Annotated in this window: 18 protein-coding genes; 9 read left to right on the top strand and 9 right to left on the bottom strand. The window is 60.8% G+C overall.

Features of this window, described 5'->3' with window-relative positions; translation table 11 throughout:
* Positions 1-17: 17 nt before the first annotated feature.
* On the bottom strand, positions 18-449 hold the full coding sequence (gene csdE / locus IB144_RS04715) for a cysteine desulfurase sulfur acceptor subunit CsdE (RefSeq protein WP_004142894.1): 432 nt from the start codon (positions 447-449) through the stop codon (positions 18-20).
* Positions 449-1,654, bottom strand: a complete 1,206-nt coding sequence (csdA, locus tag IB144_RS04720; RefSeq protein WP_062920482.1) for a cysteine desulfurase CsdA — start codon at positions 1,652-1,654, stop codon at positions 449-451. Before csdA ends, csdE begins: the two co-directional genes overlap by 1 nt.
* A gap of 197 nt (positions 1,655-1,851) precedes the next feature.
* On the opposite strand from csdA, the gene IB144_RS04725 reads away from it, so the two are divergent.
* The 4 genes from IB144_RS04725 (at position 1,852) to rlmM (ending at position 4,853) form a co-directional block, all read left to right on the top strand.
* Complete coding sequence (locus IB144_RS04725) at positions 1,852-2,076, top strand: YgdI/YgdR family lipoprotein (protein ID WP_002915549.1); 225 nt, start codon at positions 1,852-1,854, stop codon at positions 2,074-2,076.
* 351 nt (positions 2,077-2,427) lie between these two features.
* Entirely contained in the window at positions 2,428-3,345 is a 918-nt protein-coding gene (gcvA, locus tag IB144_RS04730; RefSeq protein WP_002915545.1) for a glycine cleavage system transcriptional regulator GcvA, read from the top strand.
* A 19-nt stretch (positions 3,346-3,364) separates the two neighbouring features.
* Positions 3,365-3,760: a DUF423 domain-containing protein gene (locus IB144_RS04735; protein ID WP_002915543.1), complete on the top strand. Its 396-nt coding sequence runs from the start codon at positions 3,365-3,367 to the stop codon at positions 3,758-3,760.
* A complete protein-coding gene (gene rlmM / locus IB144_RS04740) occupies positions 3,753-4,853 on the top strand; it encodes a 23S rRNA (cytidine(2498)-2'-O)-methyltransferase RlmM (RefSeq protein WP_002915541.1) in 1,101 nt (366 codons plus the stop codon). Before IB144_RS04735 ends, rlmM begins: the two co-directional genes overlap by 8 nt.
* Before the next feature lie 48 nt (positions 4,854-4,901).
* Here the strand turns inward: rlmM and fucR are convergent, their stop codons facing one another.
* The 5 genes from fucR to fucP all read right to left on the bottom strand — a co-directional run bounded on the left by fucR (position 4,902) and on the right by fucP (position 10,739).
* Positions 4,902-5,612 (bottom strand): L-fucose operon activator, encoded by a 711-nt coding sequence (fucR, locus tag IB144_RS04745; protein ID WP_004142883.1) that lies wholly within the window; start codon positions 5,610-5,612, stop codon positions 4,902-4,904.
* 58 nt (positions 5,613-5,670) lie between these two features.
* Entirely contained in the window at positions 5,671-6,093 is a 423-nt protein-coding gene (fucU, locus tag IB144_RS04750) for an L-fucose mutarotase (RefSeq protein ID WP_002915538.1), read from the bottom strand.
* Position 6,094: 1 nt separating this feature from the next.
* Positions 6,095-7,513, bottom strand: a complete 1,419-nt coding sequence (fucK, locus tag IB144_RS04755; protein ID WP_048271026.1) for an L-fuculokinase — start codon at positions 7,511-7,513, stop codon at positions 6,095-6,097.
* A 107-nt stretch (positions 7,514-7,620) separates the two neighbouring features.
* On the bottom strand, positions 7,621-9,396 hold the full coding sequence (fucI, locus tag IB144_RS04760; protein WP_002915510.1) for an L-fucose isomerase: 1,776 nt from the start codon (positions 9,394-9,396) through the stop codon (positions 7,621-7,623).
* A gap of 32 nt (positions 9,397-9,428) precedes the next feature.
* Positions 9,429-10,739, bottom strand: a complete 1,311-nt coding sequence (gene fucP / locus IB144_RS04765; protein ID WP_004151076.1) for an L-fucose:H+ symporter permease — start codon at positions 10,737-10,739, stop codon at positions 9,429-9,431.
* 566 nt (positions 10,740-11,305) lie between these two features.
* Here fucP and fucA point away from each other — a divergent pair.
* Together fucA and fucO are read left to right on the top strand one after the other, a co-directional pair.
* Complete coding sequence (gene fucA, locus IB144_RS04770; RefSeq protein ID WP_002915470.1) at positions 11,306-11,953, top strand: L-fuculose-phosphate aldolase; 648 nt, start codon at positions 11,306-11,308, stop codon at positions 11,951-11,953.
* A 27-nt stretch (positions 11,954-11,980) separates the two neighbouring features.
* Positions 11,981-13,129 carry a lactaldehyde reductase gene (gene fucO, locus IB144_RS04775; RefSeq protein ID WP_004181128.1) on the top strand — a complete coding sequence of 383 codons (1,149 nt, stop codon included), beginning with the start codon at positions 11,981-11,983 and terminating at the stop codon, positions 13,127-13,129.
* Between the two features lie 70 nt (positions 13,130-13,199).
* Here fucO and xni read toward each other — a convergent pair whose 3' ends face one another.
* A complete protein-coding gene (gene xni, locus IB144_RS04780; RefSeq protein ID WP_004142871.1) occupies positions 13,200-13,955 on the bottom strand; it encodes a flap endonuclease Xni in 756 nt (251 codons plus the stop codon).
* A gap of 96 nt (positions 13,956-14,051) precedes the next feature.
* Entirely contained in the window at positions 14,052-15,995 is a 1,944-nt protein-coding gene (locus IB144_RS04785) for a sigma-54-dependent Fis family transcriptional regulator (protein ID WP_014907005.1), read from the bottom strand.
* A 77-nt stretch (positions 15,996-16,072) separates the two neighbouring features.
* Between IB144_RS04785 and IB144_RS04790 the strand changes: the two genes are divergently transcribed.
* The 3 genes from IB144_RS04790 (at position 16,073) to IB144_RS04800 (ending at position 18,883) form a co-directional block, all read left to right on the top strand.
* Positions 16,073-16,189 carry a hypothetical protein gene (locus IB144_RS04790; RefSeq protein WP_004219275.1) on the top strand — a complete coding sequence of 39 codons (117 nt, stop codon included), beginning with the start codon at positions 16,073-16,075 and terminating at the stop codon, positions 16,187-16,189.
* A 77-nt stretch (positions 16,190-16,266) separates the two neighbouring features.
* Complete coding sequence (gene ssuD, locus IB144_RS04795; RefSeq protein WP_048271019.1) at positions 16,267-17,439, top strand: FMNH2-dependent alkanesulfonate monooxygenase; 1,173 nt, start codon at positions 16,267-16,269, stop codon at positions 17,437-17,439.
* A gap of 46 nt (positions 17,440-17,485) precedes the next feature.
* On the top strand, positions 17,486-18,883 hold the full coding sequence (locus IB144_RS04800; RefSeq protein ID WP_009484710.1) for an FAD-dependent oxidoreductase: 1,398 nt from the start codon (positions 17,486-17,488) through the stop codon (positions 18,881-18,883).
* Positions 18,884-18,926: the final 43 nt, after the last annotated feature.

The following is an 18,926-nucleotide window of genomic DNA, read 5'->3' on the forward strand; positions in this document are numbered from 1 at the left end:
AAAGCGAAATCGTGAGATTACCTTTCGCGGGCGGCGGCGAGCACCGCCTCGCTCAGGGCGCTGAGGCCCTGGCTGCGCGAGGCGCTGAGCTGGCCGCGCAGCCCCAGCTCGTCGAACAGCGCCAGCGGATCCTGCGCCAGGATCCCGGCGCGGGTTTTTCCTTCCACGGCGGTTAAAAGTACCGCCAGCAGACCGCGCACAATCCTTCCTTCGCTGTCGCCAAAGAAGTGCAGCCTGCCCTCGGCGTCCTCCTCATAGCCCAGCCAGACGCGGTTCTCACAGCCGGCAATCTCATGGGCCTGCGCTTTGCGCTCGTCGGTCAGCGTCGGCAGCTTTTTGCCCAATAAAATCAGCTGACGGTATTTATCCTCCCACTGGTTCAGCGGGGCGAAGATCTGGCGCAGCGTAGCGTCGGTAATGGTTGTGCCGAAGGGGTGCAGAGTTGTCATTAATCCACCAGAATTTCCAGGGCGCGATCCACCGCGTGGACCAGCGCCGCAACATCGTCTTGGGTATTGTAGGGGGCGAAAGAGGCCCGCAGGGTGCCGCTGACCCCTAAGGCAGCCAGCAGCGGCTGGGCGCAGTGTTGTCCGGCGCGCAGGGCAATGCCGGACTCCGCCAGCAGCGTCACCAGATCGCTGTGATGAATACCCTCAAATTCAAAGGCCAGCAGGCTTGACTGCTGGCAGCGGAAAGAGCGGAAGCCCGGCCGTTTCGCCAGTTCCTCTTCCGCCAGGCTCGCCAGACTGCGGCTCCAGTTTTCCGCCTGGCCGATATCGCTCTGCGCCAGCCACTCCAGCGCGGCGCTGAGGCCGATAACCCCGCCGACATTCGGCGTACCGGCCTCGAGGCCATAGGGGGCCGGCTGCGGCGTAAAGCCGTCAAAGCTGACCTCGGCGATCATTTTCCCGCCGCCGAGCCAGGGCGACATCGCTGCCAGCAGCTCGCTTTTGCCGTACAGGGCGCCGATCCCGGTCGGGCCATACAGCTTATGGCCGGAAAAGGCGTAAAAATCGATATCCAGCGCCTGCACGTCAGCGGGGAAATGCACCGCCCCCTGGGCGCCATCAACCATCACCACCATCCCGGCGGCGTGGGCAAGGCGGATAGCCTGGGCCAGGTCCGGGCAGCCGCCGGTGACGTTGGACATCTGGCCGATGGCCAGCACCCGGCTGCGCGGGGTAATCAGCGCGCTGAGGCTGGCGATATCCGGCAGACGGTCGGCGCCAAGCGGCAGTTTGACCACTCTGGCGCCGGTCTGCCCGGCCACCATCAGCCAGGGCACGAGGTTGGCATGATGCTCGGCTTCGCTAACGATAATTTCATCGCCAGGCTGCAGGCGCGGCCGGACGTAGCTTTGCGCCACCATATTGATGGCCTCGGTGGTCCCCCGCGTCCAGACGATATCTTTGCCGGACGGGGCGTTAAGCCACGCCGCCACGCGATCGCGGGCCGCCTCGTAGCGCTCGGTCAGCCGCTGGGCGGCGGCGAACTGGCTGCGATGGACATTGCCGGCGCTCAGGCGATAAAACTGGTCGCTGGCGTCGATCACCGCCAGCGGTTTGAGCGCTGTCGCCGCGCTGTCGAGATAGACGCCGGCATCGGCCAGAGCCGGAAACTGCGCGCGAAAGTGCGCCGGGTTGAATGCGTTCATGGAATTCCTCGTATCAATACCGCGATCGTCGCGCAATTTGCCGGGCGTGACAAGGTCTCTGCGTCCTGTGGAATTGTCCGAATGTGACTCCACGTCGGTCAAAGAGGGTTATGCTGAAAAGTGTTGGGTTTGTGTTTTAACCTATTACTTAACGAGTTACGAATAGTATAAATAGCCGTAAGGAGAGAAGAATGAAAATGACTAAGGCCGCTGCGATTATCTCTGCCTGTATGCTGACTTTAGGCCTGAGCGCCTGTTCCTCTAACTATGTGATGCATACCAACGATGGGCGGACCATCGTTACCGACGGGAAACCGCAAACCGATAATGACACTGGCATGATCTCGTATAAAGACGCGTGGGGCAACAAACAGCAGATCAATCGCTCTGACGTGAAACAACTGGGTGAACTGGACGAGTAAGGCAGTAAAAAGGCAAAAAAAAGCACCGCGCGTTGCGGTGCTACATTAAATCACTATGGACAGACAGGGTAAATGTACAGGAAGTGAAAAGGGGTAGCTTTGCTACCAGGGTCTGCAAAAACAGACCAATTGCAAACACAACAACACAACATCACAACCGTAAGCCAAAAGCTTGATGGAACACGCATTCCAAAAAAAGCTTCTCGTTCCGGCTCAGGAAGTGCCGCCACTATAGGTATTTGCTGGTAGAACCTCAACGGACAATTTATAATGGCTCAGATAAAAAAAACTAATAGGTTAATCATTGTTTCCTATTTGTTAAATTGAGTTAACATCTAAGCCAGAATAACCATGTCGAAGCGATTACCACCTCTGAATGCATTACGTGTTTTTGATGCAGCCGCACGTCATCTCAGCTTCACTCGGGCAGCCGATGAGCTTTTTGTGACGCAGGCCGCAGTCAGCCATCAAATCAAGTCTCTCGAGGATTTTCTGGGCCTTAAGCTGTTCCGTCGGCGCAATCGTTCGCTGCTGTTAACGGAAGAAGGGCAGAGCTATTTTCAGGATATTAAAGAGATTTTTTCGCAACTGACGGAAGCGACGCGTAAACTGCAGGCGCGCAGCGCCAAAGGGGCATTAACGGTCAGTTTATTGCCAAGTTTCGCCATTCAGTGGCTGGTGCCAAGACTCACAAGCTTTAACTCAGCTTATCCGGGAATCGACGTCAGGATCCAGGCGGTGGACCGTCAGGAGGATAAGCTGGCGGACGATGTCGATGTGGCGATTTTTTACGGCCGCGGCAACTGGCCGGGCCTGCGTGTGGAAAAATTGTACGCCGAGTATCTGCTGCCGGTCTGTTCCCCGCTCTTGCTCACCGGCGACAAAGCATTGAAAACGCCTGCCGATCTGGCGCAACATACCCTGCTTCACGATGCGTCCCGCCGCGACTGGCAAACTTATACCCGTCAGCTTGGTCTAAGCCATATTAATGTGCAGCAGGGGCCGATTTTCAGCCATAGCGCGATGGTGCTGCAGGCGGCCATTCACGGGCAGGGCGTGGCGCTGGCCAACAACGTCATGGCGCAGTCCGAAATTGAAGCCGGTCGTCTGGTGTGTCCGTTTAATGATGTTCTGGTCAGTAAGAATGCGTTTTACCTTGTTTGCCATGACAGTCAGGCAGAACTGGGTAAAATAGCCGCTTTCCGGCAGTGGATCCTGGCGAAAGCGGCAAGTGAACAAGAAAAATTCCGCTTTCGTTATGAACAATAATTACTTGTAGGGTAACAACATGACCAGCCGTTTTATGCTGATATTCGCCGCGATTAGCGGCTTTATCTTTGTGGCTCTGGGCGCTTTTGGCGCGCATGTCTTAAGTCAATCGCTCGGCGCGGCGGAGATGGCCTGGATCCATACCGGCCTGGAGTATCAGGCCTTCCATACCCTGGCGATTTTTGGTCTGGCGGTGGCGATGCAGCGTCGGATCAGTATCTGGTTCTACTGGAGCAGCGTATTTCTGGCGTTAGGGACCGTGCTGTTCAGCGGCAGCCTCTATTGTCTGGCGCTCTCTCATTTACGTCTGTGGGCGTTCGTGACCCCGGTGGGCGGCGTAAGCTTCCTCGCCGGTTGGGTTTTAATGTTAATTGGTGCAATTCGTCTGAAACGTAAGGGCGTTGTTCATGAATAAGGTTGTCCTCTATTGTCGCCCTGGGTTTGAGAAAGAGTGCGCAGCAGAAATTACCGATAAGGCAGCCCGCCTTGAGGTGTTTGGTTTTGCCCGGGTCAAAGAAGACTCTGGCTATGTAATTTTTGAAGGTTATCAGCAGGACGACGGCGAGAAGCTGGTGCGCGATCTGCCGTTCAGCTCGCTAATTTTCGCCCGACAGATGTTTGTGGTCGGCGAACTGCTGCGCGACCTGCCGCCGGAGGATCGCATAACCCCGATCGTCGGCATGCTGCAGGGCGTGGTGGAGAAGGGGGGCGAGCTGCGTGTGGAAGTGGCGGATACCAACGAAAGCAAAGAGCTGATGAAGTTCTGCCGCAAGTTTACGGTGCCGTTACGCGCGGCGCTGCGCGAGGCGGGCGTGCTGACCAACTATGAAACGCCAAAGCGACCGGTGGTGCATGTGTTCTTTATCGCCCCCGGCTGCTGCTATACCGGCTACTCATACAGCAACAACAACTCACCGTTCTATATGGGCATTCCGCGGCTGAAGTTTCCTTCCGACGCCCCGAGCCGTTCCACCCTCAAGCTGGAAGAGGCGTTCCACGTCTTTATTCCGGCGGACGAGTGGGACGAGCGTCTGGCGAACGGCATGTATGCCGTCGATCTCGGCGCCTGCCCGGGCGGCTGGACCTATCAGCTGGTGAAGCGCAACATGTGGGTCTCTTCGGTCGATAACGGCCCGATGGCCCAGAGCCTGATGGATACCGGCCAGGTGACCTGGCTGCGCGAAGACGGTTTCCGCTATCGTCCGAACCGCAACAACATCTCGTGGATGGTCTGCGATATGGTGGAGAAACCGGCGAAGGTGGCGGCGCTGATGGCGCAGTGGCTGGTCAACGGCTGGTGCCGGGAGACCATCTTCAACCTCAAGCTGCCGATGAAAAAGCGCTATGAAGAGGTGTCGCAGAATCTGGCCTATATTCAGGCCCAGCTGGACGAGCACGGCGTTAACGCCCAGATCCAGGCGCGTCAGCTGTATCACGATCGTGAAGAAGTGACCGTTCACGTGCGCCGCCTGTGGGCCGCCGTCGGCGGACGTCGCGACGAGCGTTAATCCTTCCCCCTCAGGCCGGAGACGCGTGCGCGTCCTCCGGCCTTCCCCTTAAGGCTGCGGCGCATCCGACACAATATGCGTCACGTCATCCAGATGACCAATCCTCGCCTCGCCGGAGCGGTTGAACTTGCTTTTGTCGATCAGCAGTAGCGACTGCGCCGCACGCTTAAGCAGGATCGATTTGAAGTCGGCATTGAACGCATTGGAGTCCCACAGCGCGCCCTGCGGGTCGATGCCTTCGCAGGAAAAAATAAACAGATCGATCTCCAGCGATTTCAGCTGGGAAATCAGCGCCGGGTTCACGTAGCAGCCATATTTCCGCTGCAGAGTGCCGCCGGAGCAGGTGAGCGTGATCTGGTCGCGTTTGGCCAGCTCCTGGCAGATGGGCTGGCTGTTGGTAAAGACGTGCAGCGGGCGGTCCGGCAGCTGGCGGGCGAGATACCAGCAGGTGGAGCTGGCATCGAGGGCGATCACCATCCCTTCGTCAATCCAGGCCAGCGCTTCGCGGGCGATGTCGGCTTTATGCGCGTAATGGCTTTTCAGGCGCATGTGGAAAGGATCGCCGCTGTCCTGGCTGCGCTGGTGGATCACTTTGGCCCGGCCGTGGTTACGCAGCACTTTGCCCTGCGCCTGCAGCTCGCTCAGATCGCGGCGAATAGTTTCCCTGCTGACGTTGAGCTGTTTTGACAACGTTTCGGTGGTCAGGCTGCTGTGGGTGATCAGGAGATCGACGATCGCCTGCTGGCGGGCTGCTTTCATTTATTCTCATCCCATCATTGATTGAGCGTCTGCATCAGGCAGACGCTCCGGCATGAGATTACGGCGTGACTCCTTTTTTTAAAAGGATATTTCCGTACTTAGCGCACTCTCCTGTGATAACGATCGCAAAGGCTTTTTGCGCCCGGTCGTAGAAGGCAAAGCGGTCAATCCGCACGATATCCGGGCAGGGGGCCTGCGCCGAGAGCGCCTGCCGATAGCGCTGTTCCACCGTCGGGTCGAGCGCATCGCCTTCGACGGCGGCCATCATCACCACCGGCGGCGCATAGCTGTCTAATTCGAACAGCGGGATAATCGCCTGCAGCAGATCGCTGACTCGCAGGCCATCGGCGCGGATCACCTGCGGCCCCATGCTGTGCGCCGGGAAATGGGCATCGGAAAAAATGATTTCATCCCCATGGCCCATTTCGGCCAGCACTTTCAGCAGTTCCGGCGATATCAGCGGGGAAATGGTTTTGAGCATCTCAGGCTTCCTCTATCAGTTCAGGTTCAGTTTGCGGCCAGAAATAGCGGTAGCGGTACGCGACCTGCGCTCTGGCCTGTTCTGGCGAAGAGAACTCGCCCACGCCATACCAGCCAAACATCGCCGCGCCGGCCACGGTGGTTTCGGCATCGTCGAGGACTTTGATCGGTATCCCGAGTCGGTTGGCCTTGATCTGGTTCCATAGCGCGTTGCGGCTGCCGCCGCCCACCAGCAGCAGCTCTTTCGCCCTGAAGCCGCCGATTTTTTCCAGGGTTTGCAGATGCTGCGCCAGCTGATCGCTTAACCCCTCCAGCGCGGCGCGGTAAAAATGGCCGCGGGTGGTGTTGAGCGTGACGCCCTGCCAGCCGGCGTGCTGGCTGGCGAGCAGGTCGCACTGCATCCTGACGCCCTGGGCGCCGGGCGGGATCGCCTGCGCTTCGTCAATCAGCGTCTGCCATGGGGTGTCAGCGCTCCACAGCAGTTTGCGCACCCACTCGAGCACGCCGGAGGCCAGCCACTGCATACCCGGGTTATAGCGGCCCGGCTGGCTGTCCAGCTCGCAGGTGGAGCCGCTGTAGTCACAGAGCAGCGAGGTGTCGACCTGCGCGCTGCGCACCATCAGGATCTCCCAGGTCCCGGAGGAGAGCACCGGCTCATCCTGCCCGGCGCCGGCGCCAAACAGAGCGAACTGGGTGTCATGCCCGGCCGAGATAACCGGGATCCCGACGGGGAGGCCCAGCAGCGCAGCGGCCTCCGGCAGCAGGGCGCCGATCGGCTGGCCTGCTTCAACCAGCCGCGGGAACAGGCGGCGCGGCAGGCCGGTCGCCTGCAGGATCGGCGCGCTGAAATCGCGCTGCCGGAGATCGAGCATCTGGCTGGTGCCCGCCATGGTGAGGTCGGTGGTGAACTCCCCGGTCAGCCGATGGTTGATCAGCGATGAAATAAACAGCCAGGCATGGGCCTGCGCCAGCAGCTGCGGGTGGTTCTCTTTCAGCCACACCAGCTTATACAGGGTGTTGAACGCAAACGCGCCGACGCCGGCTATCCGCTGCAGCTGGCGCGCGGGCATATACTGGCTGATTTTCTCCATCACCGCCGCGGTGCGCGGGCATTTCCAGCTGATGATCGGATACAGCAGGGCACCCTTCTCATCCACCAACGCGCCATCGACGCCAAAGGTCGTGACGGTGATGCCGCGCACCGTGCAGGAGGCCAGCTGGTCATGGATCTGCCGACAGCAGTCGGCAAAGCGCTGCATAATGGCCTCCAGCGACCACTGGTGCCAGTCGCTTTTTTCCGCCGCGATGTCGCTGGCGTTCGCCGTTGCGGCGCGGGCGATAATTTTCCCTTGTCGATCCACGGCCATCGCCCGCACGTTCGTGGCGCCGCAGTCGAGGACCAGGATAACGTCTTGCTTCATAGTGACTCCCGAAACAACATTGCCGGATGGCGCAGCGCTTATCCGGCCTACAGACCGCGCGCGTCTGTAGGCCAGGTAAGCCTACGCCTCCGGGCGAAACCAACCTGTTAACGCTTATACAGCGGCCCGTAGTTCTGGCAGGCGCGGTAGTCCTGGCCCTCGATATCCATGCCGTGCGCGGCCCAGGCGGAAGGGCGATAGATTTTCGCCTCTTCCACGTTGTGCATGCAGACCGGAATGCGCAGCATGGCGGCGAGGGTAATGAAATCTGCGCCAACGTGGCCGATGGTCAGCACGCCGTGGTTGGCGCCCCAGTTGGCCATCACCGAGTACACATCGCTGAACGGGCCCTTGCCGGTCAGGCGTGGGGCAAACCAGGTGGTGGGCCAGGTGGAGTTGGTGCGGGCGTCGAGCTGGTCGTGCATCGCTTTGGGCAGCGCTACGCTCCAGCCTTCGGCAATTTGCAGCACCGGCCCCAGACCTTTGATGATGTTCACCCGGGTCATGGTGAACGGCACGCCGCCTTCGGTCAGGAAGCGGGAAGAGAAGCCGCCGCCACGGAAGTATTCGTGGATCGCCGGGCACCATTCGGTCGCCGCGAGGCAGGCATCCGCCTCGCTCTGCTCAATCTCCCAGTGGGGTTTCATCGTCGGATTGCCCTGCGCGTCGCGCTGCTGGCAGGAGCCGTCCAGCGCCGCAGAGCCGGAGTTAATCAGGTGAATGATGCCGTGCTCCGCCCGCCCGGTGAGCGGCTGCCCGGTGACCCGTTCAACGGCATCCGGCGACCAGTAGGTGCGTACGTCGGCAAACACCTGGGCGGTGCCGGTGAGCTGATGGCCCATCAGCATGGCCACGCCGTTGAGGCTGTCGTTTTCGGTAGCGACGACAAACGGTTCGCGCACCCCGTTCCAGTCAAAAGAGCTGTTGAGCAGCGCTTCGGCGGTATCGCCATTGGGGTATTGATCGGTCCAGTGGCGCTGACCCTGGAAACCGGCGGCGATGGCGTTGTAACCCAGCGACTCCTCCACCAGCCCTTTTTCTGCGAGCTTCGGGTTGCCCTGCATCATGTCGCGGATGCACATCGCCATCAGCAGGCTCTCTTTCAGCACCGCGCGGCTCTGCGTTTCATTGCGCTTATACTGCTCAGCGTTCTGATCTTCGCCGTAGCGGAAGTGTTTATCCGCCCACGCCAGCGCCATCTCCAGCTCGGTTTCATCATAGATTTTTTGATCGATTCGCCGGCGCAGCTCCGTCATGTCGACAGCCTGCACCTTCATGCCGAGCCAGGACTCAAAAAAGTTGTGGTCGACGATAGATCCGGCGATGCCCATTGAGACGCCGCCCAGCGACAGATAGCTTTTCCCTTTCATACTGGCGACAGCCAGGCCGGCGCGAGCGAAGCGCAACAGCTTTTCTTCGACATCCGCCGGGATCGAGGTGTCATCGGCATCCTGCACGTCATGTCCGTAGATGGAGAACGCCGGGATCCCTTTCTGGCTATGGGCCGCCAGCGCCGCGGCCAGATAGACCGCCCCCGGACGCTCGGTGCCGTTAAAGCCCCAGATGGCCTTCGGGCGCAGCGGATCCATGTCGATGGTTTCGCTGCCGTAGCACCAGCAGGGGGTGACGGTGATGGTGACGCCGACGTTCTGGCTGCTGAATTTCTCTTCACAGGCGGCCGACTCGGCCATGCCGGCGATGCAGGTATCGGCAATCACGCACTCCACCCGGGCGCCGCAGGCGTGGCGCAGTTTCTCGCTGATAAGCGCGGCGGTGGCTTTCGCCATGTTCATGGTTTGCGCTTCCAGCGACTCGCGGACCCCCATGCGACGACCATCGATTACCGGACGAATACCGATCTTCGGTAAGCTGATTTTTTTCATTACAGATCCCTCAGGTTATGCGGATAACAGGTTTAGTTCGTCGCCGCTTGTGAACGGAAACGGGCAAAAATAAAGATGATGGCGAAGCACAGCGCCGGGACCAGTTCGGCGGTCGGGATATTGCCGGCGGCGTCGCTGACAAAGCCCATCACCGGGGTAACGATCCCGCCGCCGATAATGGTCATGACGATAAATGACGAGCCATATTTGGTGTCCTGGCCCAGATGCTTAATCCCCAGCGAGAAGATGGTCGGGTACTGAATGGACATAAAGGCGCTGCACAGGGTCAGGGCCAGCAGACCGACGTGGCCGCCGCTGAAGGCGGAGAGCAAGCAGAGCAGCATGGCGATAAACGCATAGATAGCGAGCACGTTGTGCGGCGCGAAGCGGCGGATAAGCCAGGTGCCGGTAAAACGGCCGATAAAGAAGCAGACCATGGTGGCGGTCAGGTAGTTGGCGGCGAAACCGGCCGTCATGCCCGGGATCTCTTCGATAGCGTAGCGAATCAGGTAGCTCCAGCAGGCGGTTTGCGCGCCGACGTAGCAGAACTGGGCCAGTACCGCCCAGCGCCAGTGGCGGATGCGCATCAGGCGCGTCAGCGAGGCGAAAAAAGTGCTCTGCGCGCTGTCGCTGTGGTCATCGCTTTGCAGGGAGGGGAAGCGGGTGCAGACGATCAGCAGGGCGACCAGCAGGACAATGGCCACGATAATCATATAGGGGGTTTGTACCGACAGGACCAGACTGTGCTTCCAGGCGCTGAGCTGTTCCGGCGTCATTTTATCCAGCACCTCCTGCGGCTGATGCGGGACGTTAGACAAAATAAGACTCTGGCCAAATACCACGGCAATAATGGCGCCGAATGAGTTAAAGGTCTGGGCCAGATTAAGGCGGAAGTGACCGCCGCTTTCCGGACCGAGGACGGTGACAAACGGGTTGGCCGCGGTTTCCAGACAGCCAAGCCCGGCAGCGATAATAAATAATCCAATGAGAAATAAGGTGTAATTCATCACTTCGGCGGCAGGCCAGAACAGCGCGGCGCCGCAGGCATATAAAAACAGCCCCGTAAGGATGCCGGCTTTGTAGCTGAATTTTTTCATCAACATCCCGGCGGGGATGGGAATAATAAAATAGCCAAAGTAAAAGGCCGATTGAATTAATCCGGCCTGGAAGTTAGTCAGGGTAAAGGCCTGTTGAAATTGCGGTAATAAAATATCATTCAGATTATTTGCCACGGCCCACAGAAAAAAGAGGGAGCACAGCAGAGCGAAAGGAATAATGTAGCTCTTACTCTGCCCGCTCTCCATGGCGCGGTAACTTTGCGTTGGTATCGTTGTGTTTCCCATAGCGTCCTCATCAGTTCAGAAGCATTTACAACAGCATTCAGGGCGCAGTCTGGTGCTGCAGCAGACCGCAAAATTAAGTGAGCTCAGGTGACGCGCCGGTGAGTGAAATGAAAGTCACGGCGGAACCCATGGCTTCATTTTCAAATAAAAACCGTCTGTTAATATGATGATGGTCACACTTAACGTACTGTGGGCCATTTTATGTGATTATTGTCACTTTAATTTTTCAAAAACGCTGACCGTTTGAGAAAATAAATTCACAAAACCACAACGCTAATGACCGAATGAATATATATCGTGGAAAACGGGCAAATGTTACAAAGAAATAAAATGCCCGCTTGATGAAATATTATTAAGAACGGGCATTTTAATCTCTCTCGTAATGGGCATGGTTGCTTTATTCATGGCGGAATAATTGACGCGGCTCACAAAAAATAATCATGAAAATTCCCCTTTGAATATTCAGGTTGATGATGAAGACCATTATTCACCCTATCCCACGGTAGCCGACGATATTTCTGTTGCCCTGCCGTTGATGGATGATGAGTCACCAAAAGAGGAACGCAATGGAAAGAAACAGACTGGCCCGGCAGATTATCGATACCTGCCTGGAAATGACCCGCCTGGGGTTAAATCAGGGGACCGCCGGCAATGTCAGCGTGCGCTATCAGGGAGGAATGCTGATCACCCCTACCGGTATCCCATATGAAAAGCTGACGGAAGACAAGATCGTCTTTATTGATGCCGACGGCCAGCATGAGCAGGGAAAACTGCCCTCCAGCGAATGGCGTTTTCATCAGGCGGCCTACCAGACGCGACCCGATGCCCAGGCGGTGGTCCACAATCACGCTGTCCATTGTACGGCGGTGTCGATCCTCAACCGGCCCATCCCGGCCATCCACTATATGATCGCCGCGGCCGGCGGGAATTCGATCCCCTGCGCGCCCTATGCCACCTTCGGCACCCGCGAACTGTCTGAGCATGTCGCGGTGGCGCTGAAGCACCGCAAAGCCACGCTGCTGCAGCATCACGGCCTGATCGCCTGCGAGGCCAGCCTGGAGAAAGCGCTCTGGCTGGCGCATGAAGTGGAGGTCCTGGCCCAGCTCTACCTCAGTACGCTGGCGATTACCGACCCGGTCCCGGTGCTGGATGACGAGGCGATCGCCATCGTGCTGGAGAAGTTCAAAACCTACGGATTACGCATTGAAGAGTGATGCCGCAACGCTAACAGGAGAGCCACGATGGCAAACAGAATGATCCTCAATGAAACGGCATGGTTTGGCCGGGGGGCGATAAACGCATTAACCGATGAAGCGGTGCGGCGCGGTTATCGTAAAGCATTGATCGTCACCGACAGCACTCTCGCCCGCTGCGGCGTGGCGGCGAAAGTCACCGACAAACTGGATGCCGCCGGGCTGGCATGGGATATATTCAGCGACGTGATCCCTAACCCGACCATCGCCGTGGTCCAGCAGGGGCTGCAGGCCTTTCAACGCAGCGGGGCGGATTACCTGATCGCCATCGGCGGCGGTTCGCCGCAGGATACCTGTAAGGCGATCGGTATTATTCAGCGTAACCCGGAATTCGCCGATGTCCGTAGCCTCGAGGGGCTGTCGCCCACCCGTCAGCCCAGCGTGCCGATCTTCGCGGTGCCGACCACCGCGGGTACCGCGGCGGAGGTGACGATTAACTATGTCATCACTGATGAAGAACAGCGGCGCAAATTCGTCTGTGTCGACCCGCACGATATTCCGCAGGTGGCCTTTATCGATGCCGATATGATGGACGCTATGCCGCCGGCGCTGAAGGCGGCTACCGGCGTGGACGCCCTGACGCATGCTATCGAAGGGTACCTCACTCGCGGCGCCTGGGCTTTGACCGATGCTCTGCACCTCAAGGCCATCGAGATCATCGCCGGCGCGCTGCGCGGCTCGGTTGCCGGAGACGCCGGCGCGGGGGAAGCTATGGCGCTCGGCCAGTATGTGGCGGGGATGGGATTTTCCAACGTTGGGCTTGGCCTGGTACACGGTATGGCGCATCCGCTCGGCGCTTTTTACAACACGCCGCACGGCGTGGCGAATGCCATCCTGCTGCCGCACGTGATGCGCTTTAATGCTGAGGCGACCGGGGAAAAATATCGCGACATCGCCCGGGCGATGGGCGTCAGGGTGGAAGCGTTAAGCCTGACCGCCGCGCGCGAGGCGGCAGTAGAGGCGGTCTGCCAGCTTAACCGCGATGTCGGTATTCCCGGCCATCTGCGCGAGGTGGGCGTCAGGAAAGAGGATATTCCGGCGCTGGCCCAGGCGGCGCTGGCGGATGTGTGTACCGGCGGCAACCCGCGCGAGGCGAGCCTGGCGGATATCGTCGGGTTATATCAGGCGGCCTGGTGATTGCCTGGCCCGGGTAAAGCAGGCAGTGCCGGAGGCAGTCACCCTGCACCGGCGCACCTCTTAACGAAGATCAGCGCGTCAGCCGCAGCTGCTGCAGATTGCCGTCCAGCTGGAGGTCGGTCTGCAGGCGGGCCACCTCCCGGCAGGTGAAGGCCATCTCCTGATGCGCGGCCAGCTTTTTGCGCCACTTCTCCGGGACCTCGGCCAGACGGGCGTACAGCCCCTCCAGGTCCTGAAACTCGTTCAGCAGCTGGGCGGCGCTTTTGGGTCCAATGCCCGCCACGCCCGGCACCTTCGAGCTGCTGATCCCCGCCAGCCCCCAGTAATCCGCCAGCTGCTCCGGGGTGACGCCGAACTCGCTGGCGATGAAGGGGGCGTCCAGCCAGCGCTTCTGAAAGTAGTCGCGGATGCGGATGGTGGGCGACAGCAGCTGGCAGTAGCCTTTGTCGGTGGAGACGATGGTGGCCTGATGGCCCGCCTGGGCCACCTTCACCGCCAGGGTGGCGGCGAGATCGTCTGCTTCGCTGCCCGGCGAGGCCCAGCAGCGGATCCCCCGCTGTTCGAAGGCGGCCCGCAGCGCCGGCATCTCGGCCACCAGCGTCTCCGGCATCGGCGCGCGGCCGGCTTTGTACTCCGGCAGGCGCTGGTGGCGCCAGCCGTGGGCGCGATCCTCATCATCGAACACCGCCACCGCGTGGGTGGGCTGACTGTGGACGATCAGCTGCTCCAGGGCATGCAGGCAGGTATCGACGCAGGGTGAACCCTGCACCGCGTGAATGCGGCGGATCAGATTTAACGCGTCGACGATTAACAGATGAACAGCCACAGATACCCCCTTATTCTCAGCGTCTTTAGGGTAACATCGCCATCAGATCGAGGCTATCTGCGCCTGAACAATCAGGAAGATAACGCGCAAATTTCGCTAACTGACCGCCATCAGCGGTCTGATGACGTCCGGCGCGGGTTCGCCGTACCACACCGCTTCGCGCACCGGGACCGGTTTGGCGATAAGCCCGAGGGCGTAAAAGCGATCGGCGATGGTCTGCTGGGCGCGGATCACCGACAGATCCATCGGCCGCGGGCGATGGCTGCGGCGGGCGAGGGCAATACTCAGCGACCGGGCGTCGATCCCCAGCTCTGCCGAGAGTAAGCGGGCCGCTTCGCCGCGATGCGAGTCGATAAACTGCCCGGTGTGGGTCAGCTCCGTCAGCAGGCGGCGCATGATATCGCCATGCTGAGCGAGGTAGTCCCGTCGCGAAAGATAAAACTGATGGTTGTTGACCCGGCCTTCGCCGCTGGCGACCACCCGCAGCTCGCCGGTGTGTTCGGCGTCGCTGAGCAGCGGATCCCACATCATCCAGGCGTCAACCGCCAGATAGTCGCTGGCGGTCAGCGGATATTTCGGCGGGGTATAGACCACCCGCACATCGTTCAGACCCAGGCCGGCGTCCTCGAGGATCTGCAGCAGCAGCCAGTGGACATTCGACCCTTTATTGAGGGCGATGCGTTTACCGCGCAGATCGCTGAGCTGGCGAATGTCGCTCTCCTGCGGGACGACCATCGCCACGCTGCGCGGCGCCGGCGGCTCCCACGCCACGTACATCAGTTCGCTATTGCTGGCCTGGGCAAACACCGGCGGCGCTTCTCCGGTGGTGCCGAAGTCGATCTCGTTGCAGGCGAGGGCATGGAGGAGCTGCGGTCCGGCAGGAAACTCACTCCACAGCACGTTGACGCCGAGGCTGGCGAAGGCGGTTTCCAGACTCTGACGGGCTTTCAGGATCCCGAGGCTGCCGAAGCGCTGGTAGCCAATGCGCAGTTCGCGATCGGCCCCGGCTGCGTTGGCGAACGCCCGCGGCGGCGCAGGCGGGCGGCGGCGGCTTTTGATCAGCCCGAGGTTAGCGAGCTGGGTGCGCAAGGTATGCCGGCTGATCCCCAACAGCGCGGCCGCCTGGCTCTGGTTATCGTCGCAATGTGCCATGGCGTGGCGAATCAGGGCGCTGGTCACTCGCTGCCACAGCGGCTCGCCGGGAAGCGCCAGCTGGTGGCGAATAAAGTCGTCCAGTTCATGATCGCTCGCCGGCCCCGGGGCGTCGTTGAGCGTCGCCAGGCGCAGCTGGGCAGGACTGATCTCCTCTTCTTTACTGAGCAGCACCGCGTTGTGCAGGGTGTTTTCCAGCTCGCGAATATTGCCCGGCCACGAATAGTCCATCAGCCGGGCCAGTGATTCCGGCGCCAGACGCAGGGTTGGCCGCCCGAGGCGCCGGGCGTAGAGTGATAAAAAGTGGTGCGCCAGCAGCGGGATATCCTGCCGACGCTGGCGCAGCGGCGGCAGCGGCACCACCGCGATATTCAGTCGATAGTAGAGATCCTCGCGAAAGCGGCGCTCGCGGATCGCCTGGGCCAGGTCAACGTGGGTGGCGGCAATCACCCGGACATTCACTTTAATCGCTTTGCGTGAGCCGACGCGGGTAATTTCACGCTCCTGCAGCACTCGCAGCAGCTTAACCTGCAGCGGCAGGCTTAATTCGCCGATCTCGTCCAGCAGCAGCGTCCCCCCTTCCGCGGCTTCAAACCAGCCGGGCTGTCCCTGCTGCGCGCCGGTGAAGGCGCCTTTCTCATGGCCGAACAGTTCAGCTTCGGCGAGGCTCTCGGTCAGCGCGCCGCAGTTAACGGCCAGAAACGGCTGCTGGCGACGGGCGCTGTGATGATGGAGATAGCGGGCCACCACCTCCTTGCCGGTGCCGGTTTCGCCCACGATCAGCACGGTCGCCTCCGTTGGCGCGAGTTTGTCCAGCAGGCTCTGGAAGGCCTTCGACGCCGGGTCGATCAGCGCGGGAGCGGTGGAAGGGGATTCTGGGTTCAGCATAGCGGACCTCCGATCGTTGACGCTCTGAACTTATCCTGCGGCGGCCGCAGAAACCAGAGGGGGAAGGCCCGCGGCTGTTGCAAATGCGCCAGCGGATGCGCGGCGGCTGCGCGATTTGCAACAGCGCGGCGCGGCGAAGCCGTTTTCAGTGCATTGATTTTAAAAGATTAATTTTTTATTCACCATTGGCATGATTATCGCTAACACCAATATAACCAAATTAAAACATCTCTTCGATAAATATCGGATATGGTTATATAGGAAATAGATAATGACGCAGCAAGCTCCCGACAAGATCAATGTCTTCTGGTTCTTACCTACCCACGGCGATGGCCGTTATCTGGGTACCACCGAGGGTGGACGCCCGGTCGATTTACCTTATTTGCAGCAGGTGGCGCTGGCAGCCGACAGCCTGGGCTACTACGGCGTGCTGATCCCCACCGGTAAAAGCTGTGAAGATTCGTGGCTGGTGGCCTCGGCGCTGGCGCCGTTGACCCGCCGTCTGCGCTATCTGGTGGCGGTCAGGCCGGGCCTGCAGTCGCCAACCCTGGCGGCGCGGATGGCGGCCACCCTCGACCGTTTATCGGAAGGTCGGCTGCTGATCAACGTCGTTACCGGCGGCGACCCGGTGGAAAACAAAGGCGACGGTATCTTCCTCAGCCACAGCGAGCGCTATCAGGTGACCCGCGAATTTCTTGATGTTTACACCCGCCTGCTGCGCGGGGAAAAAGTGGATTATCACGGCGAGCATATTCATGTGGAAGGCGCTGAGGTGTTGTTCCCGCCGGTGCAGGAGAATGGCCCGCCGCTCTATTTCGGCGGCTCTTCTGATGCGGCCATTGATGTGGCGGCCGAGCAGATCGACAGCTATCTGACGTGGGGCGAACCCCCGGAACTGGTGGCGGAGAAGCTGGCGGTGGTGCGCGAGCGCGCCGCGGCCCGCGGACGCACCCTGCAGTACGGCATTCGTCTGCACGTCATTGTGCGCGAAACGGAAGAAGAGGCATGGGCCGCCGCCGACCGGCTGATCGCCCATCTTGACGACGATACCATTGCCCAGGCGCAAAAGATCTTCGCCCGCATGGACTCGGCCGGCCAGGCGCGGATGAGCGCCCTGCATCAGGGATCGCGCGATAATCTGCGCATTGCGCCCAATCTGTGGGCCGGCGTCGGACTGGTGCGCGGCGGCGCGGGTACCGCGCTGGTAGGTAATCCGCAGCAGGTAGCGGAACGCATCCGCGAATATCAGGCGCTCGGCATCAGCAACTTTATCTTCTCCGGTTACCCACATCTGGAAGAAGCGCACCGCTTTGCTGAGCTGGTGATGCCTCTGTTGCCGCTGGAAAACGGGGCCTCGTCGAAGGCGCGTAGCGTGAACACCGGTCCGTTTGGCGAAACCATCGGCGGCGATAAGCGCCCGGTGCGCCAGGTCAGCGCCAGCTGATGGCCCGGAGCGCGACCATGAGACAGCATACCGGAGGAGGGCAGCGATGAGTGCAGAACCGCATATCGTGATTATCGGCGGCGGCTTTAGCGGCGCGGCGGTGGCGATTGAGCTGCTGCGCCTGGCGCCGAACGGGGTGCGCGTGACGCTGCTGGAGCCGCGCCAGTCCCCCGGGGCCGGGGTGGCCTACTCCACTGCGGAGCCGACGCACCGGATTAACGTTCCGGCCGCTCGCATGCAGCTGGCCGGCGACGAAGAGGGCGCCTTCGATCATTGGTACCGCCATCAGCCTGCCTTTACCGTCGATGTGCAGGCGCTGCGCCCGGACGGTTCCGTCTACCCTCAGCGCGGCCAGTTTGGTCGCTATGTGGCGCAGCGTTTTGCCGACGCCGCGGCGTCCAGCGGCGGACGGCTTCGCCACCTGCGCGATCGGGCGCTCGCTTTTCATCAGGGGACGGTGACCACCGACGGCGGCCTGCAGCTTAAGGCCGATCTGCTGGTGCTGGCGATCAGTCATCCACCGCCTTCGCTGCCGGCACAGGCCGAAGCCTGGCGTCATCATCCGGCGCTGATTGCCAACCCGTGGCAGCCAGGCGCGCTCGATGCCATCGCCCCGCACGCCCGGGTGGCGGTGATGGGCACCGGATTAACCATGGCCGATACGGTCGCGACGCTGGACCGGCTGGGCCACCGCAGCAGTATCGTCGCCTTTTCGCGCCATGGCCTGCTGTCGCGCGGCAACCTTAGCGGCGCAGGGGCAACCTGGCCTGGCGACTATCAGCAGGGCAGCCTGCGCCAGCGCCTGCGCCAGATCCGCCTCGACGTCGCGTATGCGGCGCAGCAGGGCCTGAGCTGGCAGGTGGTGCTGGATGCGGTTCGTCAGCAGGGGCAACGGATCTGGCAGGCGCTCAGCGTCGCCGATCGCCAGCGTTTTCTGCGCCATCTGCGCCATTACTGGGATGTCCACCGCTACCGCGTGGCGCCGCAGGTCGCCGAGGTGCTGGAGGCGCGCCAGCGCACGGGCAGTCTGCAGGTGCAGGCGGCCAGGCTACTGTCGATAAGCGGTGAAGGCGAAACGCTGCGTCTGACGCTGGCGCGGCGCGGCGGCGGCGTGCAGACGCTGAGCGTCGATCACCTGATCCTGACCACCGGACCCGCACACCGCGCCCTGACCGACAGCCAGCCATTTTTACAGGACCTCGCCCGCCGCGGCCTGATTCGCGCCGATGCCCTCGGCATGGGCCTGGAGGTGGACAGCCGTTCCCGGGCAGTGGCTGAGCCGCACGTTGAGGCGCTGCCGGTGCTGGTGGCCGGTCCGGCCGCCCGCGGGCGTTTTGGCGAACTGATGGGCCTGCCGCAGGTAGCCGACCATGCCGCTGACGTGGCGGCGCAAGCGTTACTCACGCTCGGGATCCCGCAGGACTCCCGATGTCCTGCGTACTGAATACCTCTCTTTCTTTTCCCTGATTCATTTTGCCGCGTGCGCC

It is taken from the genome of Klebsiella sp. K4 (genome assembly GCF_014596785.2).
Lineage (GTDB): Bacteria > Pseudomonadota > Gammaproteobacteria > Enterobacterales > Enterobacteriaceae > Klebsiella > Klebsiella pneumoniae.

Excerpts from the sequence above, each read along its gene's own strand:
- fucI (WP_002915510.1), bottom strand. The coding sequence starts at position 9,396 with ATGAAAAAAATCAGCTTACCGAAGATCGGTATTCGTCCGGTAATCGAT.
- IB144_RS04735 (WP_002915543.1), top strand. The coding sequence starts at position 3,365 with ATGACCAGCCGTTTTATGCTGATATTCGCCGCGATTAGCGGCTTTATC.
- fucO (WP_004181128.1), top strand. The coding sequence starts at position 11,981 with ATGGCAAACAGAATGATCCTCAATGAAACGGCATGGTTTGGCCGGGGG.
- fucU (WP_002915538.1), bottom strand. The coding sequence starts at position 6,093 with ATGCTCAAAACCATTTCCCCGCTGATATCGCCGGAACTGCTGAAAGTG.
- rlmM (WP_002915541.1), top strand. The coding sequence starts at position 3,753 with ATGAATAAGGTTGTCCTCTATTGTCGCCCTGGGTTTGAGAAAGAGTGC.
- IB144_RS04725 (WP_002915549.1), top strand. The coding sequence starts at position 1,852 with ATGACTAAGGCCGCTGCGATTATCTCTGCCTGTATGCTGACTTTAGGC.
- fucK (WP_048271026.1), bottom strand. The coding sequence starts at position 7,513 with ATGAAGCAAGACGTTATCCTGGTCCTCGACTGCGGCGCCACGAACGTG.
- IB144_RS04800 (WP_009484710.1), top strand. The coding sequence starts at position 17,486 with ATGAGTGCAGAACCGCATATCGTGATTATCGGCGGCGGCTTTAGCGGC.
- gcvA (WP_002915545.1), top strand. The coding sequence starts at position 2,428 with ATGTCGAAGCGATTACCACCTCTGAATGCATTACGTGTTTTTGATGCA.
- fucR (WP_004142883.1), bottom strand. The coding sequence starts at position 5,612 with ATGAAAGCAGCCCGCCAGCAGGCGATCGTCGATCTCCTGATCACCCAC.
- IB144_RS04785 (WP_014907005.1), bottom strand. The coding sequence starts at position 15,995 with ATGCTGAACCCAGAATCCCCTTCCACCGCTCCCGCGCTGATCGACCCG.
- csdA (WP_062920482.1), bottom strand. The coding sequence starts at position 1,654 with ATGAACGCATTCAACCCGGCGCACTTTCGCGCGCAGTTTCCGGCTCTG.
- csdE (WP_004142894.1), bottom strand. The coding sequence starts at position 449 with ATGACAACTCTGCACCCCTTCGGCACAACCATTACCGACGCTACGCTG.
- fucP (WP_004151076.1), bottom strand. The coding sequence starts at position 10,739 with ATGGGAAACACAACGATACCAACGCAAAGTTACCGCGCCATGGAGAGC.
- fucA (WP_002915470.1), top strand. The coding sequence starts at position 11,306 with ATGGAAAGAAACAGACTGGCCCGGCAGATTATCGATACCTGCCTGGAA.
- ssuD (WP_048271019.1), top strand. The coding sequence starts at position 16,267 with ATGACGCAGCAAGCTCCCGACAAGATCAATGTCTTCTGGTTCTTACCT.